At 62.0% G+C, this 24,370-nt stretch carries 22 protein-coding genes; 13 read left to right on the top strand and 9 right to left on the bottom strand.

Translation table 11 applies throughout. The annotated features are described in order from the left end of the window. The first annotated feature begins 43 nt into the window (after positions 1–43). Entirely contained in the window at positions 44–1,174 is a 1,131-nt protein-coding gene (locus BOP96_RS26270; protein ID WP_072434438.1) for an MFS transporter, read from the top strand. On the opposite strand, the gene BOP96_RS26265 is transcribed toward BOP96_RS26270, so the two are convergent. Next, the gene (locus BOP96_RS26265; RefSeq protein WP_073454472.1) at positions 1,164–3,323 is read right to left on the bottom strand and encodes a TonB-dependent siderophore receptor; all 2,160 of its coding nucleotides are present in this window, start codon (positions 3,321–3,323) and stop codon (positions 1,164–1,166) included. The genes BOP96_RS26270 and BOP96_RS26265 overlap by 11 nt on opposite strands. A gap of 191 nt (positions 3,324–3,514) precedes the next feature. Here BOP96_RS26265 and BOP96_RS26260 point away from each other — a divergent pair, with 191 nt between their 5' ends. Further along, the gene (locus tag BOP96_RS26260; RefSeq protein WP_073454470.1) at positions 3,515–4,294 is read left to right on the top strand and encodes an acetoin reductase; all 780 of its coding nucleotides are present in this window, start codon (positions 3,515–3,517) and stop codon (positions 4,292–4,294) included. 41 nt (positions 4,295–4,335) lie between these two features. Here BOP96_RS26260 and BOP96_RS26255 read toward each other — a convergent pair whose 3' ends face one another. Next, positions 4,336–6,198 carry a sigma-54-dependent Fis family transcriptional regulator gene (locus tag BOP96_RS26255; RefSeq protein WP_014718133.1) on the bottom strand — a complete coding sequence of 621 codons (1,863 nt, stop codon included), beginning with the start codon at positions 6,196–6,198 and terminating at the stop codon, positions 4,336–4,338. 307 nt (positions 6,199–6,505) lie between these two features. On the opposite strand from BOP96_RS26255, the gene BOP96_RS26250 reads away from it, so the two are divergent. Genes BOP96_RS26250 through BOP96_RS26240 form a run of 3 tightly spaced genes read left to right on the top strand, consistent with a single transcriptional unit; the run spans position 6,506 to position 9,640 of the window. Then, positions 6,506–7,483, top strand: a complete 978-nt coding sequence (locus BOP96_RS26250) for a thiamine pyrophosphate-dependent dehydrogenase E1 component subunit alpha (RefSeq protein WP_003190663.1) — start codon at positions 6,506–6,508, stop codon at positions 7,481–7,483. Positions 7,484–7,520: 37 nt separating this feature from the next. After that, the gene (locus BOP96_RS26245; RefSeq protein WP_003190665.1) at positions 7,521–8,540 is read left to right on the top strand and encodes an alpha-ketoacid dehydrogenase subunit beta; all 1,020 of its coding nucleotides are present in this window, start codon (positions 7,521–7,523) and stop codon (positions 8,538–8,540) included. Continuing rightward, the gene (locus tag BOP96_RS26240; protein ID WP_019817349.1) at positions 8,537–9,640 is read left to right on the top strand and encodes an acetoin dehydrogenase dihydrolipoyllysine-residue acetyltransferase subunit; all 1,104 of its coding nucleotides are present in this window, start codon (positions 8,537–8,539) and stop codon (positions 9,638–9,640) included. Before BOP96_RS26245 ends, BOP96_RS26240 begins: the two co-directional genes overlap by 4 nt. Positions 9,641–9,699: 59 nt before the next feature. Here BOP96_RS26240 and BOP96_RS26235 read toward each other — a convergent pair whose 3' ends face one another. Then, complete coding sequence (locus BOP96_RS26235; protein WP_014718135.1) at positions 9,700–10,596, bottom strand: helix-turn-helix domain-containing protein; 897 nt, start codon at positions 10,594–10,596, stop codon at positions 9,700–9,702. Positions 10,597–10,733: 137 nt separating this feature from the next. On the opposite strand from BOP96_RS26235, the gene BOP96_RS26230 reads away from it, so the two are divergent. Genes BOP96_RS26230 through BOP96_RS26220 form a run of 3 tightly spaced genes read left to right on the top strand, consistent with a single transcriptional unit; the run spans position 10,734 to position 14,495 of the window. After that, positions 10,734–12,092, top strand: coding sequence for a glutamine synthetase family protein (locus BOP96_RS26230; protein WP_014718136.1), 1,359 nt, complete (start codon positions 10,734–10,736; stop codon positions 12,090–12,092). Between the two features lie 25 nt (positions 12,093–12,117). Next, complete coding sequence (locus BOP96_RS26225) at positions 12,118–13,206, top strand: polyamine ABC transporter substrate-binding protein (protein ID WP_060767324.1); 1,089 nt, start codon at positions 12,118–12,120, stop codon at positions 13,204–13,206. Continuing rightward, positions 13,203–14,495: an NAD(P)/FAD-dependent oxidoreductase gene (locus tag BOP96_RS26220; RefSeq protein WP_073454468.1), complete on the top strand. Its 1,293-nt coding sequence runs from the start codon at positions 13,203–13,205 to the stop codon at positions 14,493–14,495. The genes BOP96_RS26225 and BOP96_RS26220 overlap by 4 nt, the downstream gene beginning before the upstream one ends. A 159-nt stretch (positions 14,496–14,654) precedes the next feature. Here the strand turns inward: BOP96_RS26220 and BOP96_RS26215 are convergent, their stop codons facing one another. Next, complete coding sequence (locus BOP96_RS26215) at positions 14,655–15,551, bottom strand: LysR substrate-binding domain-containing protein (RefSeq protein ID WP_072447707.1); 897 nt, start codon at positions 15,549–15,551, stop codon at positions 14,655–14,657. Positions 15,552–15,663: 112 nt separating this feature from the next. On the opposite strand from BOP96_RS26215, the gene BOP96_RS26210 reads away from it, so the two are divergent. The 3 genes from BOP96_RS26210 to BOP96_RS26200 are packed head-to-tail and all read left to right on the top strand — an operon-like array spanning position 15,664 to position 17,919. Then, a complete protein-coding gene (locus BOP96_RS26210) occupies positions 15,664–16,674 on the top strand; it encodes an aldo/keto reductase (RefSeq protein ID WP_073454466.1) in 1,011 nt (336 codons plus the stop codon). Positions 16,675–16,685: 11 nt separating this feature from the next. Beyond that, positions 16,686–17,483, top strand: coding sequence for an SDR family NAD(P)-dependent oxidoreductase (locus BOP96_RS26205; RefSeq protein ID WP_020301857.1), 798 nt, complete (start codon positions 16,686–16,688; stop codon positions 17,481–17,483). Between the two features lie 25 nt (positions 17,484–17,508). Further along, positions 17,509–17,919, top strand: a complete 411-nt coding sequence (locus BOP96_RS26200) for an SRPBCC family protein (protein WP_032903525.1) — start codon at positions 17,509–17,511, stop codon at positions 17,917–17,919. Positions 17,920–17,961: 42 nt separating this feature from the next. Here the strand turns inward: BOP96_RS26200 and BOP96_RS26195 are convergent, their stop codons facing one another. Continuing rightward, entirely contained in the window at positions 17,962–18,459 is a 498-nt protein-coding gene (locus BOP96_RS26195) for an AAA family ATPase (protein ID WP_073454464.1), read from the bottom strand. Positions 18,460–18,615: 156 nt separating this feature from the next. On the opposite strand from BOP96_RS26195, the gene dapF reads away from it, so the two are divergent. Beyond that, on the top strand, positions 18,616–19,419 hold the full coding sequence (dapF, locus tag BOP96_RS26190) for a diaminopimelate epimerase (RefSeq protein ID WP_014718144.1): 804 nt from the start codon (positions 18,616–18,618) through the stop codon (positions 19,417–19,419). Here dapF and BOP96_RS26185 read toward each other — a convergent pair. Beyond that, entirely contained in the window at positions 19,416–20,552 is a 1,137-nt protein-coding gene (locus BOP96_RS26185; RefSeq protein ID WP_014718145.1) for a PAS domain-containing sensor histidine kinase, read from the bottom strand. The two genes, dapF and BOP96_RS26185, sit on opposite strands and share 4 nt — an antisense overlap. Then, positions 20,542–21,357, bottom strand: a complete 816-nt coding sequence (locus BOP96_RS26180; RefSeq protein ID WP_073454462.1) for an alpha/beta fold hydrolase — start codon at positions 21,355–21,357, stop codon at positions 20,542–20,544. Before BOP96_RS26180 ends, BOP96_RS26185 begins: the two co-directional genes overlap by 11 nt. Positions 21,358–21,489: 132 nt before the next feature. Between BOP96_RS26180 and BOP96_RS26175 the strand changes: the two genes are divergently transcribed. Further along, positions 21,490–22,683 (top strand): TPM domain-containing protein, encoded by a 1,194-nt coding sequence (locus BOP96_RS26175; RefSeq protein WP_014718147.1) that lies wholly within the window; start codon positions 21,490–21,492, stop codon positions 22,681–22,683. 121 nt (positions 22,684–22,804) lie between these two features. Here BOP96_RS26175 and BOP96_RS26170 read toward each other — a convergent pair whose 3' ends face one another. Together BOP96_RS26170 and BOP96_RS26165 are read right to left on the bottom strand one after the other, a co-directional pair. Further along, entirely contained in the window at positions 22,805–23,203 is a 399-nt protein-coding gene (locus BOP96_RS26170; RefSeq protein WP_014718148.1) for a hypothetical protein, read from the bottom strand. Between the two features lie 329 nt (positions 23,204–23,532). Then, the gene (locus tag BOP96_RS26165) at positions 23,533–24,024 is read right to left on the bottom strand and encodes a GNAT family N-acetyltransferase (RefSeq protein WP_014718149.1); all 492 of its coding nucleotides are present in this window, start codon (positions 24,022–24,024) and stop codon (positions 23,533–23,535) included. Between the last annotated feature and the right edge of the window lie 346 nt (positions 24,025–24,370).

Raw genomic sequence — 24,370 nt, 5'->3', positions numbered from 1 at the left:
GCGCCCTAGAATCCGTCCGTTGTGTTTATGGAGGGATCTTGTGATGACGTTTAAAAAATTGCTGGCGCTGACCATGGCCCTGCTGATGTTCCCGCAGTTGGCCCAGACCCTTTACAGCCCGGCCTTGGGCGATATCGGCCGGGCCTTTGATGTCGCGCCCGAGCGAGCGGGGCAGACCTTGTCGGTGTATTTCCTCGCCTTCGCCCTGGGCGTGGTGGTGTGGGGCCGGTTGAGTGATCGTTTGGGGCGGCGGCCGGTGATGCTGATGGGGCTGGCAGTCTATGTGGGCGCTTCGGCGCTGGCCTTGACTGCGACGACATTCAACGCCTTGCTGCTGGCCCAGGCCTGCGCGGCATTGGGTGCGGCCGTGGGGTCGGTGGTCACGCAGACAGTGCTGCGTGACCGTTTCCACGGTGCCGAACTGGCCCAGGTGTTTTCCGTGATGGGCGTTGCGCTGGCCGCCAGTCCTGCTATCGGCTTGTTCAGCGGTGCGAGCCTGGTGGAGTTTTTCGGTTACCGCGGTGTGCTCTGCACGTTGCTGATGCTCGCGGGGGTGTTATGGGGCTGGTGTTGGTGGGCCTTACCGGAGACCCGTCCGGCATCCCTGCCCACCGCCGCCCTTGGCCAGACGCTCGGCCTGATGCTCAAGGATGCCGGAGTATGGCGCTCGGTCGGGTTGGTCGCGGCGTTCAATATTGCGCTGTTCAGCTATTACAGTGTGGGGCCGTTTATCTTCGCGCAGCAGGGGCGTTCCACCGCCGAGTTTGGTTACAGCGGTGTGCTGCTGGCGCTGGGCTCCGGCTCGGGTGCATGGCTGAACAAAGCCTTGCTCAAGCATGGGTGGAGCGGCGAGCGGTTGGTGGTTGTCGCCGCCGCGGTGACCGTGGTGGGGAGTCTGTTGGTGTTGGCCCTGCAGCACAGTTGGCTGTTGGTGTGGCCGATGCTGTTGGTGGTGCTGGCCTTCGGCATGGCGATTCCCAACGTGCTGGGGGCGGCCCTGGTCGATTACCGTGACCGCCTTGGCACCGCCGCCGCCCTGTTTGGCTTGCTGTACTACCTGGTGATTGGTGGCGGTCTGGCTTTGGTGACTTGGTCCCAGGATCTTGGCTGGAGCCTGTTGGTGTGCGCTTTGGCGGCGTTGTGGCTGGCCACGTCGCGGCTATTCAGAAGTTGACCGACGCGCTCAGGCGCGCGGTCAACGGTGCGCCCTGGAACAGGTAGTCATCACCCATGTATTCGCCGGCGTCGCGCCAGTAGCGCTTGTCGAACAGGTTATCGACGCTCAGGCGAAACACCGTTTCGTAGCCATCGACCTTGGTGGTGTAGCGGCTACCGACGTTGACCACCGCGTAGTCGCCCACTTCCACATTGCCGGTGCGATTGGCGGACTTCTTGGCGCTGTATTGCACGCCGCCCAATACCGCCAGGCCGTTGACCCAGGGCAGGGCGTAGTCGGCGTACACGCTGGCGCGCAGCTTGGGCACGTTGATCGCCTGATGGCCTTCGTACGCCGGCGTGCCGCTGCCGCTCACCCGCGCTCGGATCGCGGCCACGCTGGTGGCGATCTGCAGACGGTCGGTGGCCCAGCCGTTGGCGGACAATTCAATGCCGGTGTTTTTTTGCTGGCCCTGCTGCACGTAGTTGAACGTGTCACCTTCGGGTTTGGCGTACTGGTAAGCCTGGCGCGTCTGGAACACGGCGGCGGCGAAGCTGATACGGCGCCAGTCGTATTTCACCCCGGCTTCGATCTGGCGCGAGACGGTAGGGGCGAGTGTTTCGCCGTCATTGGTGGTTGTCCACGGTGCTTCACCGCCCAGAGAAAGGCCTTTGCTATAGCTGGTGTACAGCGAAATGTTCTCAATCGGCTTATAGATCAGCGAGGCCTGGGGAAGGAACACGTACCGCTGGGTATGCCGTGACTCAGTGCCGTTCTCGTCGAAAGCCTTTTCATCCAGGCGCACTTCACGCCCGCCCAGAATGGTTTGCCATTGCTCGTTGAAGCGGATGCGGTCGGTGACGAACAGGCCGTACTGGCGGCTGTCGAGGTTGCGGTGGCTGTCGTTCAGCGGTTTTTTGGTAGGTTCGAAGCTTGGCGTATCCTGATTGATATTACCGCTGCCGATGGGGTCGTTGACCGACTCACGCTTGTCGATCACCCGGCGAAACGCGCTGCTGCCAAAGGTCAGTTCATGGCCGATGCCGGCAGTGTCGAAGAGGCCGGTCATGGCCGCCTGGATTTCGTCGTCGCGGCGAGTGTCGTCCGGGCTGCGGTAGTCGTAGACGTCGTAATTGCCTTCGGGGCTGAAGTAGTTCGGCACGCTGGCGGCACTGCAACTGGCCGAACCATAGCAACCCCAGGCAAACGAGCTGTAGTCATCAATCACCACCTTGCTACGCGCCGCGCTGACACTGCCTTTCCACTGATCGCTGAAACGGTACTCGAACTTGCCGTTGAGGTTCAGCGAATCAATCCCGACCTGCTTGCCGCCCGTCTGGTGCCCCAACAGCTTCTTCGGTGAAGCACCGTGGGGCACTTCGGTGCCCCCCAGCAGTTGATACCCCGGTACCGAACGCTGTTGCTTGTTCTGGTATTCGGCGTCCAGTTGCAGCACGGCGTCGGGGCTGATGTTCCAGTCAAAGGCCAGGGACACGAAATCGCGCTGGCCGTTGGCGTGTTCCACATAGGAGTTGAGGTCTTCATGGGCGACGTTGGCGCGCAGGCCGAACTGCTGCTCGCTGCCAAACCAGCCGCCGACATCGGTGGCGATGTAACCACTGCCACGATCATCAGTGGACACCGTCACCGAGCGCACATCCTGGGGGCGTTTGGTCACGTAGTTGATCACCCCGCTGGGCTCGGAAATGCCGCTCTGCAAACCGGCCAGGCCCTTGAGCACCTCCACCTGCTGCTTGTTTTCCAGCGCGACGTTCTGCTCGCCGGTGATGGTGCGCCCATTGATCTTGTAACTGCTGGCCGCGTTCAGCGAAAAGCCACGCACCACGAAATTCTCGTAATAACCGATAGGCGCATAACTGTCGCCCACTGAGGCATCGTTGCGCAGCACTTCACTGAGCAAGCGTGCCTGCTGGTCCTTGATCAGCGCGGCGTTGATCACGGTGATCGAGGCGGGGGTGTCCAACAGCGGCGCTTCATCAAAGCCGCCCACCGACGCGGTTTCACTGCGGTAGCCCGACTCATCCTGGCCCTGAACCTTTACCGTCGGCAACTCGATCTCGGCGGCCAGGCTGCTGCCGATGCCGCCACTGAGCAACAGGCCGAGGGCGAAACGTGAAGTGACGACGGGGCGAAAACGCAAAACCATGGGGCAAGGCCTTAAAGCGCTGGGCGGGGGGCGCCTAAGCTAGGCATAAGCGCGGCCTTTTACAAGCTTTCGCGCAAGGTTCGCACGGCGAGACAACCCGTCTCAGCTCCGATGCCGATCCTGTTGCGGCTCGACAGCCAGGCGCCGGCTTGCGATAGACAAGGCTCCCCTCATCGTTTCAGGAGATTGTCATGGGTATCACAGGTAAAGTCGCGCTGGTCACCGGCGCCGGGCAGGGCATAGGCCGGGCTATTGCCATGCGCCTTGCACAGGACGGCGCCGATGTCGCGTTGGTGGACATTGACGGCGCCAAGCTCAACGCCGTGGCCGCCGAAATCGTCGCCACCGGCCGCAAAGCCTCTGTGTTCATCGCTGATGTATCCAGACGCGAACAGGTGACGGCTGCGGTAGAGCATGCCCACCAGACGCTGGGCGGATTCGACATCATCGTCAATAACGCCGGAGTGGCGCAGATCGACTCATTGCTCGATGTCAGCCCGCAGCAGGTCGAGCGCACCCTGGATATCAACGTCAAGGGCGTGCTGTGGGGGATCCAGGCGGCCGCCAACAAATTCAAGGCGCTCAAGCACAAGGGCAAAATCATCAATGCTTGTTCAATCGCAGGGCATGAAGGCTTTGCGCTGTTAGGGGTCTACTCGGCGAGCAAATTCGCGGTGCGCGCCTTGACCCAGGCGGCGGCCAAGGAACTGGCGAGCGCGGGGATCACGGTAAACGCCTATTGCCCCGGTGTGGTGGGCACCGATATGTGGGTTGAGATCGACAAGCGCATGGCCGAGATTACCGGGGCGCAGGTGGGGGCAACCTACAAGCAGTACGTGGATGGGATTGCCTTGGGCCGTGCGCAAACGCCGGAGGATGTGGCGGGGTTTGTGGCATTTCTGGCAGGCCCGGACGCAGACTATATGACCGGGCAGGCGCCGTTGATCGACGGTGGCCTGGTCTACCGCTGACAGCGTGGTCGACTCGCCTGCGTGGGAGTCGATCCCTTGTATCAGTGGGTTTTGCCGGGCATATCAATACCCAGTTGGTTCACGCGTCGGTACAGGGTTGCCCTTGAAATCCCCAGGGCCTGTGCCGCAGGCGAGGGTTTCCAGCGATGGCGAATCAACGCATCCAGAACCATTTGACGCTCGGGGCTGGCGCTTTGCTCTTCCAGCCCTTGAGGCTGCTCGCCCCGGATTTCAATCGGCAAATCCACCACTTGCAGCGTAGTGCCTTCGCACACCGCACAGGCGTACGCCAGCACATGCCGCAGTTGCCGCACATTGCCCGGCCACGCATAACCCAGTAGCAATTGCAGTGTGGCCTGGCCGATGCCCAACGACACGCCACTGTTACGCGCCTCTTGCTCCAACAGCCGATTGATCAGGGCCAGCTTATCGGTGCGTTCGCGCAACGGCGGCAGGCAGAAGCGCGCACAACCCAGGCGAAAGTACAGGTCTTCACGGAATCGGCCCGCGCTGACCAGCGCCGCCAAATCGCGGTGGCTGGCGCAGATCACCTGAATGTTCACCACGCGGGTTTTCGCTGCGCCCAACGGCGCGACTTCACCCTCGGCCAGCACCCGCAGCAACCGTGTCTGCAACGCCAACGGCATATCGCCGATTTCGTCGAGGAACAACGTACCGCCTTCGGCTTGCAGTAGCAGCCCGCTCATGCCTTTGCTGGAGGCTCCGGTGAAGGCGCCGGGCGAATAGCCGAACAGCTCGCTTTCAATCAGGCTCTCCGGAATCGCCGCGCAGTTCACCGCCACAAACGGCCCGTGCCGGCGCGCGCTGTGCTCGTGCAACTGGCGGGCGAAGACTTCTTTGCCGACGCCGGTTTCACCTTGCACCAGCACGGGCAGGTTGCGGTCCTTGACCCGCGCAGCCAAGCGCAGGTGCTCCTGGATCCGCGGGTCGACTTGAGTCTCTGGCAGCGCCCGAACCGAGGGGCGTCGGGGTGCATTGACCCTCACGTGTACCGCGTCGGGCTTGCCCAGCCAGTGCAACTGCCGGGTTGACTGATCAGTGGCTGCACGCAATGCATCCACATCGAACACTTCGCCGATATGCTCAGGCAGCTGGCCAAAGCGCAAGCGCAGGGCTTGACGCGCCTTGCTGTTCAAGGCGTGCAGACGTCCGTCCTGGTCCCAGGCCAGCAGCAGGTCGGGTTGGCTGTCGACAAAGCCTGGAGTGCTATGGGCTTGTAACACCCAGTGCTGCCGGGCGCTGTGCATGAAAAAAGCGTTTTCGATGGCCTGGGCGCTCTGCGCCACCATCTGCCTTATCAGGTGCTGGCTGCCGCGGTCATCCGGCGACTTGAGCGCCGAGACATCCAGCACACCCAACAGGTGGCCCTGCGGGTCGAAGATGGGCGCAGCCGAACACGTCAGGCCGATAAACGCTGCGCGAAAGTGATCACGCTTGTGCACCGTTACCGCCGTTTTACTGGTCAGCACCGTGGCCACGCCGCAGGTGCCTTCCTCGGCTTCCGACCAGCAGGTGCCCAGGTAAAGGCCGGCCTTGCGGCAGTCGGTGCGAATGCTCGCATCGACACGGTGATCGATGGTCTGGCCCTGGGCGTCGGTGAGCATCACGCAGTAGTCGGCATGGCGCACGCGATGGTGCAACTGTGCGACTTCTTCGCCGGCGATGCGCATGAACAGCTCGGCGCGCTCGCGGCATTCCTTGAGCAAGGGTTCGCTGAGGATACGTGGACCTTGCAGGGAGCCGGGGTCCAGGCGGTGTTGCTCCATGGACCGCCGCCACGAATCGAAGATCAGCGACGGCACGGGCGCCTGGGGCAGGCGCTCGGCATTGCGGACCACGCGGCTGACACAGTCGACATGCTCCCTGGAGTTCATGGCGAGCATAAAGCCTCCGGTTCTCAAGCTTTGTTGTTATGCGCGTCATTAAGCGCGCATGTGTGCCCACGGACAAGGGCACCCTGACCAACGCCTGCATTGAGACGCTGCGTCTCATGCCGCTGAGACTCAAGGGTCGAACTGCGTGGTTGCGTCTCACATTTAGTCGACCACTTGCCTGGGCATCGCTGTGTTGCACGGCTCTGGATCAAGGCTTTGCCAGGTTTTCTCGACGGTTGGCACAAGCTGTGCTGAACAGCTTGGCACTGGCCGCAGCCAGTTTTTTGTGCGTCGAGACAACCTGGAGAACAACAAGATGTCCACCCACCTGTGCACCGATCAGTTACTGCATGCCTACACCGTGATGCGCACCATCCGCGATTTCGAAGAACGCCTGCATGTGGAGTTCGCCACCGGCGAGATCCCCGGTTTCGTTCACCTGTATGCCGGTCAGGAAGCCTGCGCCGCTGGCGTCATGGCGCACCTCAATGACGATGATTGCATCGCGTCCAACCACCGCGGCCACGGACACTGCATCGCCAAGGGCGTCGACGTGTTCGGCATGATGGCCGAAATCTATGGCAAGAAAACCGGCGTGTGCGGCGGCAAGGGCGGCTCCATGCACATCGCCGACCAAGAGAAAGGCATGCTCGGCGCCAACGGCATTGTCGGTGCCGGCGCACCGTTGGCCGCGGGGGCGGCGCTGGCTGCCAAGCTCAAGGGGAGCCAGGGCGTGGCAGTGGCATTTTTTGGCGACGGTGGCTCCAACGAAGGTGCCGTGTTCGAAGCGATGAACCTGGCGTCGATCATGCAGCTGCCGTGTCTGTTTGTCGCCGAAAACAACGGTTATGCCGAGGCCACTGGCGCCGGTTGGTCGGTGGCCTGCAAAGACATCGCTGAGCGCGCCGCCGGGTTTGGTATGCCGGGGGTGATCGTCGACGGCAATGATTTTTTCGCGGTGCATGAAGCACTCGGCGTTGCTGTGGAGCGGGCGCGCCAAGGCGACGGGCCAACGCTGGTCGAGGTCAAGCTCAGCCGTTTCTATGGGCACTTCGAGGGCGATGCGCAAACCTATCGCGGCGCTGACGAAGTGAAAAACCTGCGTGAAAACGCCGATTGCCTGGCCTTGTTCCGTCAGCGCTGCCATGCCGAAGGCTGGCTGGATGCAGCGCAGTTCGAGCGCATCGACGGTGAAGTGGCGCAATTGATCGAAGACGCCGTACGCCTGGCCAAAACCGATCCCAAGCCCCAGGCGGCCGACCTGCTAAGCGACGTTTACGTGGCCTACCGCTGATACCAACCCTATAAAAACAAGACGTGGAGAGAATCTAATGGCTCGTAAAATCAGCTATCAGCAGGCGATCAATGAGGCCTTGGCTCAAGAGATGGGCCGTGACCAGAGCGTATTCATCATCGGTCAGGATGTGGCCGGTGGCACCGGTTCCCCCGGTGAGCAGGACGCATGGGGCGGCGTGCTCGGCGTGACCAAGGGCTTGCACCCGCAATTTCCCGGGCGCGTGCTGGACGCACCGTTGTCTGAGGTCGGCTACGTGGGCATGGCGGTGGGCGCCGCTACCCGTGGCATGCGCCCAGTGTGCGAATTGATGTTCGTCGACTTCATCGGCTGCTGCCTGGACCAGTTGCTCAACCAGGCTGCCAAGTTCCGCTATATGTTCGGTGGCAAAACCACTACACCGCTGGTGATCCGTGCCATGTACGGCGCCGGTTTGCGGGCGGCTGCCCAGCATTCGCAAATGCTCACCTCCATGTGGACGCATATCCCCGGCCTCAAGGTGGTATGCCCGGCCACGCCCTACGACGCCAAGGGCATGTTGATCCAGGCAATCCGCGACAATGACCCGGTGATTTTCCTTGAGCACAAAATGCTCTACGGCATGCAGGGCGACGTACCGCAAGAGCTGTACACGGTCCCGTTTGGCGAAGCCAACTTTGTGCGTGAGGGCAAGGATGTGACGCTGGTGACCTACGGCCGCATGCTGCATATCGCCCTGGAGGCTGCGGCCAACCTGGCGCGTCAAGGCATTGATTGTGAAGTGCTGGACCTGCGCACCACCAGCCCGCTGGATGAAGACAGCATCCTTGAAAGCGTCGAGAAAACCGGGCGCCTGGTGGTGATCGACGAATCCAACCCACGCTGCTCGGTCGCCACCGACATCAGTGCCCTGGTGGCCCAGCGGGGGTTCGCTTTCCTGCGCGCTCCCATCGAGATGGTCACCGCGCCGCACACCCCGGTGCCGTTTTCCGATGCACTGGAAGACCTGTACATCCCCAACGCCGCGAAGATCGAGGCCGCCGTGATGAAGATCGCCGACAAGAGGACCGCCGCATGATTCATACCCTGACCATGCCCAAATGGGGCCTGTCGATGACCGAGGGCCGCATCGATGTCTGGCTCAAACAACCCGGCGACCGAGTGGAAAAGGGCGAGGAAGTGCTGGACGTGGAGACCGACAAGATCTCCAGCAGTGTCGAGGCGCCTTTTAGCGGCGTGCTGCGTCGGGTACTGGCGCTCAGTGATGAAACCCTGCCGGTGGGCGCTCTACTGGGAATTGTGGTGGAGGGCGAGGCGACAGAGGCTCAGATCGATAGCGTGATCGAAAGCTTCAACGCCGGGTTCGTCTCCAGTGCCGCCGAAGCCAAAGAGGCCGGCCCCAGCGCACAAAAAGTCGAGGTAGGCGGGCGCTTGCTGCGTTATCTGGACATGGGCGAGGGCGGCACGCCGCTGGTGTTGGTGCACGGCTTCGGGGGCGATCTGAACAACTGGCTGTTCAATCAACCGGCCCTGGCCGCCGAACGCCGGGTGATTGCCCTGGACCTGCCGGGGCACGGGGAGTCGGGCAAGTCTCTGCAAACGGGAGACGCTGCCGAACTCAGTCATGCCGTACTGGCATTGCTCGACCACCTGGCGCTCGACCGTGTGCATTTGACCGGCCACTCCATGGGTGGGCTGGTGACCCTCACCGTCGCCAGCCTGGCGCCTGCACGTATCGCCTCCATCACCTTGATCGCCAGCGCCGGTCTGGGTGCCGATATCAACGGCGATTACCTGCGAGGTTTTGTCGAAGCCAACAACCGTAACGCGCTCAAGCCGCCATTGACTCAACTGTTCAGTAACCCTGCGTTGGTGACGCGGCAGATGCTGGAGGACATGCTCAAATTCAAGCGCCTGGAAGGGGTGGATCAAGCGTTGCGCCAGCTCGATCACAAGCTGTTCGATGGCGGGCGGCAGATGCTGGATCTTCGCAGCGAGGTGGGCCGCCAGCCGAGCCTGGTGATCTGGGGCAGTGACGATGCGATCATCCCGGCAAGTCACGCCCAAGGGCTGCAGGCTCAGGTGCATGTATTGCCGGGGCAGGGGCATATGGTGCAGCTGGAGGCGGCGGAGCAGGTCAATCAACTGATCTCCACTTTTTTGAACGCGCAGCCCTGATTGAGGTTCAAGGGAGGGACGGTTTGGTCTGTCCCTCCCACAAGGTCAAGCGTGTTTTTTCAGCTGGAGCGTTTCAGGGTTTCGCTGGGCAGCTCCTGAAAAAGCGCCCGGTAGCTGTTTGAAAACCGCCCCAAATGCCAGAACGACCAATTCATCGCGACCTCGGCCACCGTGGTGTCGGTCGTGCTCAGCAACTCCCGCCGCGCCCCGTTCAAGCGGCGCAACCGCAACCACTGCGCCGGGCTTATCCCCGTGTAGGTCTTGAACCCTTGCTGCAATTGGCGCAACGGCACCCCCGCAATCTGCGCCAGTTCCAACAGGTTGGCGGTTTCATCCGGCGCATCCGCCGCCCATTCGCCGATGCGCGCCATCAATTGGCGTTCTTCGCTGCGCTTTTGCAGTGAACTGCCGTCCAGGCACACGCAGGCGTTGTCGAGGATAAACAGGCAGTCGTCGAGCAGTTGCTGGGTGAGGGCATCGCGGCTGATGGGGTCGGTGAGTGCGGACAAGCGCGTGAGCGTGCCACTGAGCCAGCGGGTGAACAGCGCGTTCTGTTGGCAGCTCAGCGGTGCCATGAACAGGCCTTCGAGCTTGGCCATATCCAGGCCGTGGCGCTGGACAAACTGCGGGCCGAACACCACGGCCACTTCGCGGTAGTTGACCGGGGTGATCCAGGTGTTGCGGCTTTCGCCATTGAGCAGGTACAGCGCGTTGTCACTGGCGTCGAAACAAAACGCCAGGGCGCCGGCAGGTGCGTTGAAATGCTGCTCCACCCGGGTGTTCATGCACTCTTCGTAGACCTGCACCCCGTGCAGGTCGAGGTAGCGCACCTGCCCGGCAAAATGCCCGGGGGACATCTGCTGGTACTGCTGCACCCAGCCGGGTGTCGCACTGCATTGGGCGGCCACATCGCCGGTGGCGAAGGCCTGTACGCGCAAAGCGGTTGCCTGTGTCATGGTGATCCGTGCGCACTCTATTGGTGCGTTGTGCCGCGTGCAAAGTGGATAGATGCCGTTTCAAGGCTGGCCCAAGATAGACCTCAATGCGCTGGGAGTACAACCCAGCGTCGCATCCCACCCAAGACGAGGTCCTTATGAACGCCCCCTTCGATCAGCTGTCCACCTGGCTGAAAGAACACAAGATTACCGAAGTCGAATGCGTGATCAGTGACTTGACTGGCATCGCACGCGGCAAGATTGCACCCACCAACAAGTTCCTGCATGAGCGAGGCATGCGCCTGCCGGAAAGTGTGTTGCTGCAAACGGTAACCGGGGACTTTGTCGACGACGATATCTATTACGACCTGCTGGACCCGGCCGATATCGACATGATTTGCCGCCCGGTCGCCAACGCCACTTACGTAGTGCCGTGGGCCATCGAGCCCACCGCCATCGTGATCCACGACACCTTCGACAAGCAGGGCAACCCCATCGAACTGTCGCCGCGTAATGTGTTGAAGAAAGTCCTGCAGCTCTATACCGACCAAGGCTGGCAGCCGATTGTCGCGCCGGAAATGGAGTTCTACCTGACCCAGCGCTGCGAAGATCCGGACCTGCCCTTGAAAACTCCCATCGGCCGCTCGGGCCGCGCCGAAACCGGGCGCCAGTCGTTTTCCATCGATGCCGCCAACGAATTCGACCCGCTGTTCGAAGATGTCTATGACTGGTGCGAAGCCCAAGGCCTGGACCTCGACACCCTGATCCACGAAGACGGCCCCGCGCAGATGGAAATCAACTTCCGCCATGGCGACGCCCTGGACCTGGCCGACCAGATCACGGTGTTCAAGCGCACCTTGCGCGAGGCCGCCCTCAAGCACAACGTCGCCGCCACCTTCATGGCCAAACCGGTGGCCGACGAGCCCGGCAGCGCCATGCACCTGCACCAGAGCGTGGTCGAAATCGCTACCGGCAAACCGGTGTTCGTCGATGCCGACGGCAACATGAGCCCGTTGTTCCTGCATCACATCGGCGGCCTGCAGAAGTACATCCCCAAGCTGCTGCCGATGTTTGCCCCCAACGTGAACTCGTTTCGGCGTTTTTTGCCGGACACCTCGGCGCCGGTCAACGTCGAATGGGGCGAAGAAAATCGCACCGTCGGCCTGCGCGTACCCACGTCCAGCCCGGAGGCGATGCGCGTGGAAAACCGCCTGCCAGGGGCCGATGCAAACCCGTACCTGGCCATTGCCGCGAGCCTGTTGTGCGGTTATCTGGGCATGATCGAGCACATCGAACCCAGTGCCCCGGTGGAAGGCCGCGCCTATGAACGCCGCAACCTGCGCCTGCCGTTCACCCTCGAAGATGCGCTGGCGCGCATGGAGGATTGCGACACGGTCAAGCAGTACCTGGGCGAAAAATTCGTGCGCGGCTACGTCGCGGTCAAGCGCGCCGAGCATGAGAATTTCAAGCGGGTGATCAGTTCCTGGGAGCGCGAGTTCCTGCTGTTGAGCGTCTGAAAACAAGCATAAGAGGGGTGACGATATGCGTCTTGTGAACAAGCTTCTTCCACTGGCCCTGGTCGCGGCGTTCAGCGGTGCCGGTCAGGCGGCGCCGACGGTGAGTGTCTACAACTGGACCGATTACATTGGCGAGACCACCTTGGCGGATTTCCAGGCCAAGACCGGCATCAAGGTGATCTACGATGTGTTCGACTCCAACGAAACCCTGGAGGGCAAATTGCTGGCCGGGCGCACCGGGTATGACGTGGTGGTGCCGTCCAACCACTTCCTGGCGCGCCAGGTGAAGGCCGGCGCGTTCCTCAAGCTTGACCGCGCGCAGTTGCCCAACTTCAAGAACCTGGACCCCAAGCTGCTCAAGTTACTGGAACAGAACGACCCCGGTAATGCGCACTCGGTGCCGTACCTGTGGGGCACCAATGGCATTGGCTACAACGTCGACAAGGTCAAGCAAGTGCTGGGCATCGACCGCATCGACTCGTGGGCGGTGTTGTTCGAGCCGGAAAACATCAAGAAGCTGCATGAGTGCGGCGTGGCCTTCCTCGATTCAGCGGATGAGCTGTTCCCGGCGATCCTCAACTACATGGGCAAGGACCCACGCAGCGAGAATGCCGAGGACTACAAGCAGGCCGAAGCCAAGTTGCTCACGCTGCGGCCGTACATCACCTATTTCCACTCTTCCAAGTACATCTCCGACCTTGCCAACGGCAATATCTGCGTGGCCTTCGGTTATTCCGGCGATGTGTTCCAGGCCGCCAACCGCGCCAAGGAAGCCAAGAACGGGGTGAACATTGCGTACTCGATCCCCAAGGAAGGTTCCAACCTGTGGTTCGACCTCTTGGCGATTCCGGCCGACGCGAGCAACCCTAAAGAAGCCCATGCGTTCATCAACGACCTGCTGGAGCCTGAGGTGATTGCCAAGGTCAGCGCCTCGGTGGGCTATGCCAACGCCAACCCGGCCGCCAAGCCGTTCATGGCACCGGAACTGGTGAACAACCCTGAGGTGTATCCGCCCCAGGAGGTTCTCGACAAACTCTATATTTCCACCACGCCCACGCCGGCGACCATGCGCGTGATGACCCGCGCCTGGAGCAAAGTGAAGTCCAACCGATGATGCAGTCCAATGAACATGCCCCGTCCTATTACCGCGCTTCGGCGAATGCCATGGTGCAGCGGCCCGCACTTGAGGCAGACCTGAGCGCCGATGTGTGTGTGATCGGCGGCGGTTTCACCGGGGTCAACACCGCCATTGAACTGGCCCAGCGCGGGCTTTCGGTGATCCTGCTGGAGGCGCGCCGCATCGGTTGGGGCGCCAGCGGGCGCAATGGCGGGCAATTAATTCGGGGTATCGGCCATGATGTCTCCGGGTTTGCCAAATACGTGGGCGAGGAGGGCGTGCGCTATATGGAGCGGGCCGGTATCGACTCGGTCGCTCTGGTGGGCCAGCGCATTGCCGAGCACGGCATCGACTGTGACCTGCGCTGGGGCTTTTGCGAACTGGCTAACACCCCGGCGCAGTTTGCCGCGTTCAAGGGCGAACAGGCGCACCTGGCGGCCATGGGGTATGCCCATGAAACGCGGCTGGTCGGCCCACAAGACATGGCACAGGTGGTGGGCTCTACGGTGTATGCCGGCGGCCTGGTCGACATGGGTTCCGGGCATCTGCACCCGCTTAACCTAGTTTTGGGTGAAGCGCGTGCGGCCGAGGCCCTTGGGGTGCGCATCTTTGAGCACAGCCCGGTGCTGGAGCTGATCCATGGCGAGACGGTGCAAGTGCGCTGCGCAGGCGGCAGCGTGCGCGCAGCCAACCTGGTGCTGGCATGCAATGCCCATCTTGAGGAACTGGAGCCGCGCTTGAGCGGCAAGGTGCTGCCGGCGGGCAGCTACATCATCGCCACCGAGCCACTGCCTGAACCAGTAGCCCAGCAGTTGATCCCGCGGAACCTGGCGCTGTGCGACCAGAAAGTCGGCCTGGATTACTACCGGCTGACTGCCGACCGGCGCCTGTTGTTCGGCGGTGCCTGCCACTACTCGGGGCGCGACCCCCAGGACATCGCCGCGTACATGCGCCCGAAAATGCTCAAGGTGTTCCCACAGTTGGCCAACACGGCTATCGAGTTCCAGTGGGGCGGCAAGATTGGCATCACCGCCAACCGCTTTCCCCAGGTCGGGCGGCTCAAGCAGTACCCCAATGTGTTCTATGCCCAAGGCTATTCCGGTCACGGCTTGAACGTGACGCATTGGTGCGCACGGCTGCTGGCCGAAGGGATACATGCGGGTGCAAGCCAGGGCCTGGATATCTTCAGCCAGGTGCCGCACATGACCTTTCCCGGTGGCAAGGCGCTGCGCTCGCCTCTGCTGGCGTTGGGGATGTTGTGGTATCGGTTGCGCGAAGCACTCTGATTCCTGACCCAATGTGGGAGGGGGCTTGCCCGCGAAGGCGGTGTGTCAGTCACTGAATCTTCAACTGAACCACCGCTATCGCAGGCAAGCCAGCTCCCACACTGGTTCTGCGTTGCTCACAAAATCATCACCCGGCATAGACACCCTGTGAGACGTCAGTCAGATAGCCTCAGGTTCGGTCAGCACTTTGCGAAAGGTTTCCACCAGCGGCCTCAAGTTGACGCGGTGCCAGGCCGCCCACAGCGGTGTGGTGTAGGCCAGCCACGGCAGTTCGCGCAATACCACGCCCGGTGGAGCGTTGCGGCTCAGGCCCTTTTGCACCATCGCCACCCCTAGCCCCGACGCGACCAGGCCCAATGCAGTAAAGGGCTCGCTGGCTTCCATGGGAATCTGCGGGGTGAAACCGGCACGGATACAGGCGGCGACGAAATCATCGGCCGGGTTGGCGCCAGGTTTGCGCTGCACGCCGATCCATTGTTGGTCGGCCAGGTGCTCGGGTAACAGTTCATGTTGTTGAACCAGCGGATGCTGTTCGGGCAGGGCCAGCAGCATCGGGTCATCGAGGACTTGCCAGGCGGTCAGGTCCGGGTCGTCGGCGGCAGGTGGTTCGCCCACCAGGGCGATGTCCAGGCTGCGTTGGCGCAAACCTTCGAGTTGTTCCAGGGAGGGCAGGTTATACAGCTTGATGTGCACGGCGGGCCTATCGTCGCGCAGTATGCGCAAGGCATTGGGCAGGACACCGGCGTGCATGGCGTTCTCGATATAACCGATGCACAAACCGCCTTCTTCACCACGGCCCAGGCGCTTGCCCAGGGACTCCAGGCGGTTGGCGTGGGTCAGCAGGGCCTTGGTTTCGGCCAGGAACGTCTGGCCGTCGCGGGTCAGGCGGATGCGCTGCTGGCTGCGCTCGAACAGGGTCAGGCCCAGGCGTTCCTCGAGCTGGGCGATCTGCCGGCTCAGGGGCGATTGGGAAATGTGCAAGCGCTCGGCGGCGCGGCCGACGTGTTCTTCTTCGGCTACCACTTCGAAGTAGCGCAACTGGCGTAGATCAATCATGTAAGACCTTCAAGGACTCAAGTTGGTCGCAGTATGTCTTGGACGGTCTGATCTGCGCAATCTAGCATCTGCTCAACGGTCACCGCGACCTCGCACCGATTGAGGAACCACCATGAGCTTGAAAGACACACTGCCCGGCGTACTGGGCTTTGGCACCGCCCCCTTGGGCAATATGTTCCGCGCCATCCCCGAAGCAGAAGCCCAGGCCACCGTCCAGGCCGCCTGGAACCAGGGCGTGCGTTACTTCGATACCGCGCCGTTCTACGGCTCGGGCCTGTCGGAAATTCGCCTGGGCCAAGCGCTGTCCAACTATCACCGCGACGACTACGTGCTCAGCACCAAGGTCGGCCGGGTGATTCTCGATGAAGTCGAAGAAACCGCCCGTGACCTTGGCGAAAAAAGCGGCGTATTCGAACACGGCCGGCCCAATAAAATACTCAATGACTACAGCGCCGACGCCACCCTGCGCTCCATTGAAGACAGCCTGACACGCCTGCAAACCGATCGCCTGGACATCGTGTGGGTTCACGACATCGCCCAGGATTTTTACGGCGACCAATGGCTGGAATACTTCAACCAGGCCCGCACTGGTGCCTTCAAAGTACTCACCCGTTTGCGCGAGCAAGGAGTGATCAAGGCCTGGGGGCTGGGCGTCAATCGTGTCGAGCCTTGCGAGTTGACCCTGGACCTGGCCGAAGCCCAGCCCGACGGCTTTCTGCTGGCGGGTCGCTATACGCTGCTGGACCACGACCGCGCCTTGCAGCGCCTGATGGACGCAGCCCACGCCCAGCAGGTCGAGATCGTCGTCGGTGGCCCGTACAGCTCCGGCATCCTCGCTGGCGGTGCGCACTTTGAATACCAGCAAGCCGGTCCGGCGATCATTGCCAAGGTCGAGCACATCAAGGCGATTGCCCAGGCGTTTGGCGTCAGTATCAAGGCCGCTGCGCTACAGTTTTCACTGGCGCATCCGGCGGTGGCGGCGGTGATTCCCGGTGCCAGTCGTCCGGGGCGGATTGCCGAAGACGTCGCGGCGTTGTCTGAACAGATTCCAGCAGCCTTCTGGCAGGCGTTGCGCGAGGCCCGCTTGATCTCGGACCGTGCACCTTTGCCTCTCTCACGTTAAGGAGCTTGAGCATGAAAATTGATGTAAGTGGCAAAGTGGCTATTGTCAGCGGCAGCACCGCCGGGATCGGCCTGGGTATCAGCCAGGCCCTGGCGCAATCCGGTGCCACGGTGGTGGTGATCGGGCGGGATGCAGGCAAGGTGGACGACGCCTTGGCCAGCATTCGCCAAGCGGTTCCGGCTGCTCAACTGCGTGGTGTGGTGGCCGACCTCGGCACCGTTGAAGGCGCACAGAAACTTTTCGCCGCCGAACCCCGCGCCGACATTCTGGTCAACAACCTGGGCATCTTCGACGCGGTGGATTTCTTCGACGCGCCGGACAGTGAGTGGGCGCGCTTCTATGAGGTCAATGTGATCTCCGGCGTGCGCCTGGCGCGGCATTATGTGCCGGGTATGGTCGAGCAGGGCTGGGGCCGGGTGATCTTCGTGTCGTCGGAGTCTGGCGTGGCGACGCCGGCCGACATGATCAACTACGGGGTGACCAAAAGCGCCAACCTGGCGGTGTCCCACGGCCTGGCCAAGCGCCTGGCGGGTACTGGGGTGACGGTGAATGCTATCTTGCCGGGGCCGACCTTTACCGATGGCCTGGAACACATGCTCAAGGACGCTACGGCTGAATCCGGGCGCAGTGCCCGAGAGGAAGCGGATGTATTTGTGCGCCATGCGCGGCCCACCTCGATCATCCAGCGCGCGGCCAATGTGGATGAAGTGGCGAACCTGGTGGCGTACATTGCTTCACCGCTGTCTTCGGCGACGACCGGTGCCGCGCTGCGGGTCGACGGTGGCGTTGTCGACAGCATGGCAATCTGATTTTTTCCTGACTGGAGTATTGATCGTGGCAACAGCGTCTTCTGTGATTGAAATTGCGGTGTCGGCCGACCAGGTCTGGCAACTGATTGGCGGCTTCAACAGCCTGCCTGACTGGCTGCCTTTGATTGCCAAGAGCGAGCCGAGCGAGGGTGGCCGTGTGCGTCACCTGACCACCGCTGACGGCGGCGCGATTGTCGAGCGTTTGCAGACCTTCGACAACGTGGCGCGCACCTACAGCTACACCATTGAAGCCTCGCCGTTTCCGGTGAGTGCTTACTTGGCGACCTTGCAGGTTGAAGCGCTGACGGACACCTCGGCGAAAGTGACCTGGTCCGGCGTGTTCACGCCGGCAGCGGGTACCACCGAGGCGCAAGTCGAGGCATTGTTTGCCGGTGTCTACGAAGGCGGGCTTGAGGCGTTGCGCGGTAACTTCTAAAGAATGTGGTGAGGGAGCAAGCTCCCTCGCCACAGGTGGGTTTTAGCCTATATGGAGCAAGGCTGCCGCGACAGCCTCTGCCGGCGTCATCTGCGCCGTATCCAGCCTGAACGGTGGGGTTTCCCAGCGTTCGTACTTATGCGCCTGCACCGATTCCCAGGTCGGCGGCACCAGCCCGGGAATATCGCCCACACGCCCTTCGACTCGACGCCGATGCGCCTGCTGATCGGTACACACCACCTCGATATTGCTCAGCGCCACACCGGCCGCTGTCGCCACCGCTTGCCAGGCATCGCGGCTGTCCTTCACGGGGTTCACACAATCGGCGATCACCCGCTGCCCCAGGCGCAGGTTACTCAGCGCCAGCGCATTCGCCACCGCGTAGCCGCTGGCCCCCACATCGCCTACCAACACCGCAGCCTCCCGCAGCGCCTGCTCAATCACATCGATACGCAGGTAAACCGCGCCCAACTGTCGCGCCAGCTCCCTGGCAATCGTGGTCTTGCCACTGCCGGGCAAGCCGCTGAATACAATAAGCATGACCCTTCAACCCTTTGTAGGCGCGCTGCTCGCGAAAAACGCCAACCATAACGCGCACTCCCTGAATAAACGCGGCGCCTGTGAGTTTTTCGCGAGCAACCTCGCTCCTACAGTGGTATTAGAACCGCTTGACTCATTTCACCCACAGGAGCGCCCATGACCCTGCCGTTCGTGAAGATGCACGCCCACGGCGACGACTTCATTATCATTGACCGCCGTGGCGAGGATAACCCTATTACTGCGCAGATTGCCCGCCACTTGGGTAACCGCCGCACCGGCATCGGTTTCAATCAGCTGGCGGTGGTGCTCGACTGTGAGGAGGCTGCTGCGCGCGTTCAGTTCTGGAACCCGGACGGAACACGCTTGCAAACCTGCGGCAGCGCGACGCGTGGCGTGGCGGATCGCCTGATGCATGAGGCTGGCACCCAAAGCATCGTGCTGGGCAGCGACCGTGGCTTGCTGACATGCACACGTGCTGATGGGCAGCGCGTGTCGGTGGATATGGGCCCACCCTCGCTGGACTGGGCGTCGGTACCCTTGGCCAGGGCGATGGACACCTGCGTGTTGCCTATCGACGGCCAGCCGGCGGCGTGCAGCATGGGCAACCCGCATTGCACGTTTTTTGTGGAGGATGTGACGGCGCTCGATATTGAAGCCATGGGCTCGACCCTGGAAGTTCACCCGCTGTTTCCGGCCAGGACCAATGTGCATTTCGTGCAAGTGCTGGACCGCGGCCATATCCGCCTGCGTATCTGGGAGCGTGGCGGAGGTGTGCCGCTGGGGTCCGGTTCATGCTGTTGCGCGGCGGTCGTCAACGGCATCCGGCGAGGGCTGCTCGATGAGCGTGTGGAGGTCCAGTGCGACGGCGGCGCGGTCACGGTGCAATGGGACGGGCGGGGCGGGGTGATATTGACCGGCCGGGTCGAGCCGATCATGCAGGGCACCGCGTACCTGTACTAGAACTTCACGGTAAACGTGGTGCCGGCGCTCGCACATGAACTCACCGCCACGTCGCCGCCATGTACTCTGGCCAGTTCGCGCACGATATACAGGCCCAGGCCTACGCTGCGCACGTCGCTGCCCTGGTCGGTGCCGCGGGTCATGGGTTCGAACAATCCGGCCAGCAGGGTTTGGGGAATCGCCGGGCCGTGGTTGTGCACCGCGACCGCGCAGGTGTTATCGCCCAGGCGCGAGGTAATGGTGATCGGCTGCAGCAAGTCGCCATAGGCCACGCTGTTGGCCACCAGGTTACCGATCATCTGTTGCACGCGGTCGGCGTCCAGGCACGCGTCGCCCTGGCCCTCGGCGTGATGCACCAGCGTGGCCTTGGGGAAGGCCACCCGCAGTTCGTCGACGCTGCGATGAATAACGCTGTGCAGGTCCAGCGGTTGCGGCTTGATGGTAATGCCCTGGCCGACCCGGGCCTGGGTGAAGTCCAGCAGGTCGGCGATCATGCGGTGGGCGCGTTCGGACGACTGGCCGATGTGCCCCAACAACTGGCGCTCCTTGGCCGTGCGCTCGCCACGCTGGAGAAAGTCGGAGGCCATGCGGATCGCGGTGAGTGGGTTTTTCAGGTCATGGCTGACAATCGCCACCATCTGCTCGGCAAACAACGCCCGGCGCTGGGCAATGGCATAGGCCTCGCTCAGTTCGGCCTGGGCCTGTTGCAGGGCCAGTTCCGTAGCAGTTTTTTCCTGCAGCAGGGCTTCAGCCTGCTTGTGGGCATTGAGCAGCTCACGCTCGTACTTGTCACGGTCGGTGGTGCCGAACAGCGCCAAGTCATACACCACGCCGTCGGGCTGCTGGCGCCGGTTGGCGTTGAGCAAGACCGTGACTTTGTGCCCGTTGCAATGACGGATGTCGAGCTTCACCTCGGTGACGCTGCCATGCATACGCAGCATCGGCGCCAGGTGCGTCTGGTAAAAAATCCGCCCGCCCATGGCCAGCAGGTCCTGGAAACGCCGGCCCAGCAGCTGGGCCGCAGTAAAGCCCAGCCAGTCGCACAAGCGCGGGTTGACGTGCAGGATCGTGCCATCTTCCTGGGTCACCGCCAGGGCACACGCCGCGCTGTCAAACAGCGGGTCAACGGGCATCGGCAGCCGCCCAAGGGGCCAGGAACCGGTCCATCGCCGTTGCACACGCCTGGGGGGCGCTCATATGCGGGCAATGGCCGACATTCTCGACCAGGCAATAAGTGCTGTTAGGTAGTACGGCGTGCAGGTATTCACCCTCGGCCACGGGGGCGATCAGGTCGTCGGTCGATTGCAGGATGAGTACCGGGGTGGTCAGGCCGAACACATCCTGGCGGTTATCCGAGAGGAAGGTCACGCGGGCGAACTGCTTGGCGATGTCCGGCTCGGTGCGGCAGAAGCTCTCGGTGAGCGCCTCGCTCAGGTGCGGCTGCGTCGGGGCGCCCATGATCACCGGGGCCATGGCGCTGGACCAGCCCAGGTAGTTGCTGTCGAGGGTGTCGAGCAGGTCGTCGATGTCGTCGCGCTGGAAACCGCCGACATATTCCTCGGTATCGATATAGCGTGGCGATGGGCCAATCATCACGTGTGCGGCAATGCGGCCCGGGAGGAAACGGTCGGCGAGGGTGCCGATCATCGCGCTGACCGAGTGGCCCACCAGAATCACCGGGCCTTGGGCATAGGCGTTGATAATCTCGTTCAGGTCATGGGCATAGCCATCCAGGCGGCTGTATTTGGTTTTGTCGAACGCACTCAAGTCCGACAGGCCGGCGCCGACCAGGTCATACAGCACCACGCGAAAGCGCTCGAGAAAGTGCGGTGCCAAGGCATTCCACATGGCCTGGTTGCAACCAAAGCCGTGGGAAAACACCAGCGTCGAGGGACCGTGGCCCATCACATGTATATTGTTGCGGTGACGTAGGTCCATGGGGTTCTCGTGGATGGCTAATTGCTATGCAGCTTAGCGGGCAGTTTAGATAGTCGCAGGCCCTGGGTCACGCGTTTGCGTGCAGATAAGGTAAAGTCGGCGTCTTCAGGGAGAGACTTCAGGTAACCATACATGATCGTGCTTGTGCGGCAATCGGTGTTCAGCCTACTGGCCCTGGTGTTTTCCAGCCTGTTCATCGCCGCTCATGCGGACACCTCGCCGATTGGGGTTGCCCTTGATCAGCGGGTTATTGACCTGACCAATACCCTCGACTCGGGCACCGTGCTGCGCCTCAAGCAACAACTCGCCGACCTTGAACAACGCAAAGGCGCGCAAGTGGCCGTATTGCTGGTGCCGACCACCGGCAGCAGCGGCATCGAAGACTATGCCAACCAACTGTTCCGCGCCTGGAAGCTGGGGCGCAAGGACGTCAACGACGGCATCCTGCTGGTGGTGGCCAAAGCCGACCGCACAGTGCGCATCGAGGTGGGTTATGGCCTGGAAGGCATCGTCACTGATCTGCTGGCCCATCGCATCATTGAAGAACGTCTCACTCCAGCGTTTCGTCAGGGCGATTTTGCCGGTGGCATCCAGCAAGGCGTGAGCGCGCTGGTGGTCCTGGTGGACGGCGGCGACCTGCCTGAAGTGGCCGGGCCGGGGATCAACCCGCAATTTTTCGCGATATTGGCGGCGTTTGTCCTGGGGGCGCTCGCCGGTACACTGATCGCCGCTGGCAAGTTGCACTGGCGCAGAGCTTTGATCATCGCAGTTGCGGCCACGCTGTTGCTGACGGTATTGGCCGGTGGTCGGGACTGGCCGATGTTCCTCGTTGCAATGCCGCTGACCTTGTTGATTGGCGGCGCGCTATTCGGCGCGTTGTGGCAGGTGCGCACGCTGTTTTACGGCGTGATCGGGCTGCTGGCTTACATCCTCGGGTTGGTGGTGGCAAACCATTACGTAGACGTCAGTTTCACCCACTGGTTGCTGTGGCCCCTGGGCGTCTTGGTGGTGCTGGGGTTGTACCTGGTGCTGGTGCTGCTCATGAGGCAGACCTGGCGCGCCAGCCGCGCAGGTTTTAGCGTACGACTGCTGGCGGCGGTGGCCGTGTATGGGGTGGCGGGGCAGGTGATGGACGGCGATCACGACGCCTGGTTGCTGGCATTTCCTATCGCATCGTTTGTTGCGCTGATTATCTTTGGCAAGGTCGGCGAAGGTTCTGGCTCCGGCGGCGGGTCCAGCTCAGGTTCCAGCGGCTCCAGCACCAGCAGCAGTTCGTCGGGCGGTGGCGGTTCCAGCGGTGGCGGGGGGGCTTCCGGCAGTTGGTAGATGACTCGGCGGCTGTCCCATAGCGGAACAACCGCTGAACTGTACCTTTGAGGGTGAAGCCCCTGGGTACTGGTTGTTCGGCAAAGCCCTGAGTGCTAAAGCGGCTTAGACAGTGGAGTTGTCACGCCTTGGTCCAACCGCCGTTGCCGTCAGGTTTTATTTCGAAGTCGATCGGTTGACGCAGGGCGTTGGACGCGGAGTCGTTTAAGGCCTTGTCATCCCAAGTTGGGAAGGCGGGCAGGGTGCCGGTGCCGTGATATCCAGCCCTGGTATTGACCTGGGCGTCATCGACGGTCTTTTTGTCTGAAGGCAAGAAGTTGCGATCCAGCCGAGTGCGGTTGGCGTGGTCGCGCGTCGCATTGCCAATGTTTTTCCAGCCGCCCTTGCCATTGGACACTTCGGCATCTTCTCCAGCCTGTTTGTCCAGAGAGTTTTTCCTCGGTACATCATTATCGATAGGGTGTTTGGCAGCGGGCTGGTACGCGGGTACGAATGGGGCGGAGCCATTGATTGAAGACATGATTGCACCTCTCTGATTGCTTGGAAATTAACCCTGTCAGAGGGTGGCCCTGACAGGGCGTTTCGCAGGCTACAGCGCCTGGGGCAGGCGCTCAACGAGGTCTGTTTTGGCTGGATGTAACAACGTGAAACCGCATCAGGTGTTGGTTTTCGAGTGAGTCAAAAGGCTATAGGCGCAGTCCGGCCCACGCTCCGAAAAGTCAGGCTGGCTGTCAGATAGCGCAGCGCAGTGCCAGCTTTTCACTCACCGAAACACATTCGGTCGTTGCAGGTCTTTTGGTTGCCTCACGCTTGGAAACACTTTTGCAATCACTCGTGCAACGGCTTGCATTAAAGCGTCTTCACCATCTCATGCCACGCCATACCCCCATGATCCGACGGCGAAGGGCGCACGTAGGTGTAGCCCATTGCTCGGTACAACGGCACATGCTGCGCCTTGCACATCAGGTGGAGGGTGCGCTTGCCCATTGCCTGCATGCGTTGCACGAACTCAGTCATCAGCCGTTTCGCATAGCCCTTGCCTTGATGGGCCGGGTCAACCACCACCGACATGATCACCACATTCGGTGCCTCGGCCACATGGCCCACCAACTCCTTGAAGGCCTCGTCCGACATTACCACTTCATGGGCGCACCCTGAGTTGATGAAGCCCACCACTGCGCCATCTTCCTCCAGGATCAAAAAGCCCTCGGGATACTGCGCGATACGCGTGGTGATCTTTTCAAGCGTGGCGGCTTCGTCGCCCTCGTAGGCGCTGGTTTCGATTTCAAAGCAGCGTGCTGCGTCGGTGGGCAGGGCGTTGCGCAGGGTGAGGGTGGGCATGGGCCGTTCCAGAGATTTTCAGTGAAAGGCCACATCATAGAGAAACGTTGCACCTTTGGCACCGCAAGGCCGGCCCTGACGGGTGAAGCGTGAGGTTCAACTTTGGTGCTGCGCAATCAAACTGTGGGGCTTGCCTGCGAAGGCGGCCTGGCAGGCGACACAGTTGATTGCGTACATATCCATTCCTGCGGTAACGGCCACTTAGGGTTCCGCTTTTACAGCGGGTCACTTTTGGAAGGACCCAAAAGTAACCAAAAGGTCCTCGCCCCACCACTCGGCACCTCGCTTGGGCTCGGTGTGCCCGTAATCCGCCAGTGATTTGGGGGGCCGCCGCCACGCGCCATGG

Origin of the sequence: Pseudomonas sp. FSL W5-0203 (genome assembly GCF_001896155.1) — a bacterium.
GTDB lineage: Bacteria > Pseudomonadota > Gammaproteobacteria > Pseudomonadales > Pseudomonadaceae > Aquipseudomonas > Aquipseudomonas paracarnis.
This window is presented reverse-complemented; position numbering and strand designations above follow the sequence as displayed.

Excerpts from the sequence above, each read along its gene's own strand:
- BOP96_RS26270 (WP_072434438.1), top strand. The coding sequence starts at position 44 with ATGACGTTTAAAAAATTGCTGGCGCTGACCATGGCCCTGCTGATGTTC.
- BOP96_RS26265 (WP_073454472.1), bottom strand. The coding sequence starts at position 3,323 with ATGGTTTTGCGTTTTCGCCCCGTCGTCACTTCACGTTTCGCCCTCGGC.
- BOP96_RS26260 (WP_073454470.1), top strand. The coding sequence starts at position 3,515 with ATGGGTATCACAGGTAAAGTCGCGCTGGTCACCGGCGCCGGGCAGGGC.
- BOP96_RS26255 (WP_014718133.1), bottom strand. The coding sequence starts at position 6,198 with ATGCTCGCCATGAACTCCAGGGAGCATGTCGACTGTGTCAGCCGCGTG.
- BOP96_RS26250 (WP_003190663.1), top strand. The coding sequence starts at position 6,506 with ATGTCCACCCACCTGTGCACCGATCAGTTACTGCATGCCTACACCGTG.
- BOP96_RS26245 (WP_003190665.1), top strand. The coding sequence starts at position 7,521 with ATGGCTCGTAAAATCAGCTATCAGCAGGCGATCAATGAGGCCTTGGCT.
- BOP96_RS26240 (WP_019817349.1), top strand. The coding sequence starts at position 8,537 with ATGATTCATACCCTGACCATGCCCAAATGGGGCCTGTCGATGACCGAG.
- BOP96_RS26235 (WP_014718135.1), bottom strand. The coding sequence starts at position 10,596 with ATGACACAGGCAACCGCTTTGCGCGTACAGGCCTTCGCCACCGGCGAT.
- BOP96_RS26230 (WP_014718136.1), top strand. The coding sequence starts at position 10,734 with ATGAACGCCCCCTTCGATCAGCTGTCCACCTGGCTGAAAGAACACAAG.
- BOP96_RS26225 (WP_060767324.1), top strand. The coding sequence starts at position 12,118 with ATGCGTCTTGTGAACAAGCTTCTTCCACTGGCCCTGGTCGCGGCGTTC.
- BOP96_RS26220 (WP_073454468.1), top strand. The coding sequence starts at position 13,203 with ATGATGCAGTCCAATGAACATGCCCCGTCCTATTACCGCGCTTCGGCG.
- BOP96_RS26215 (WP_072447707.1), bottom strand. The coding sequence starts at position 15,551 with ATGATTGATCTACGCCAGTTGCGCTACTTCGAAGTGGTAGCCGAAGAA.
- BOP96_RS26210 (WP_073454466.1), top strand. The coding sequence starts at position 15,664 with ATGAGCTTGAAAGACACACTGCCCGGCGTACTGGGCTTTGGCACCGCC.
- BOP96_RS26205 (WP_020301857.1), top strand. The coding sequence starts at position 16,686 with ATGAAAATTGATGTAAGTGGCAAAGTGGCTATTGTCAGCGGCAGCACC.
- BOP96_RS26195 (WP_073454464.1), bottom strand. The coding sequence starts at position 18,459 with ATGCTTATTGTATTCAGCGGCTTGCCCGGCAGTGGCAAGACCACGATT.
- dapF (WP_014718144.1), top strand. The coding sequence starts at position 18,616 with ATGACCCTGCCGTTCGTGAAGATGCACGCCCACGGCGACGACTTCATT.
- BOP96_RS26185 (WP_014718145.1), bottom strand. The coding sequence starts at position 20,552 with ATGCCCGTTGACCCGCTGTTTGACAGCGCGGCGTGTGCCCTGGCGGTG.
- BOP96_RS26180 (WP_073454462.1), bottom strand. The coding sequence starts at position 21,357 with ATGGACCTACGTCACCGCAACAATATACATGTGATGGGCCACGGTCCC.
- BOP96_RS26175 (WP_014718147.1), top strand. The coding sequence starts at position 21,490 with ATGATCGTGCTTGTGCGGCAATCGGTGTTCAGCCTACTGGCCCTGGTG.
- BOP96_RS26170 (WP_014718148.1), bottom strand. The coding sequence starts at position 23,203 with ATGTCTTCAATCAATGGCTCCGCCCCATTCGTACCCGCGTACCAGCCC.
- BOP96_RS26165 (WP_014718149.1), bottom strand. The coding sequence starts at position 24,024 with ATGCCCACCCTCACCCTGCGCAACGCCCTGCCCACCGACGCAGCACGC.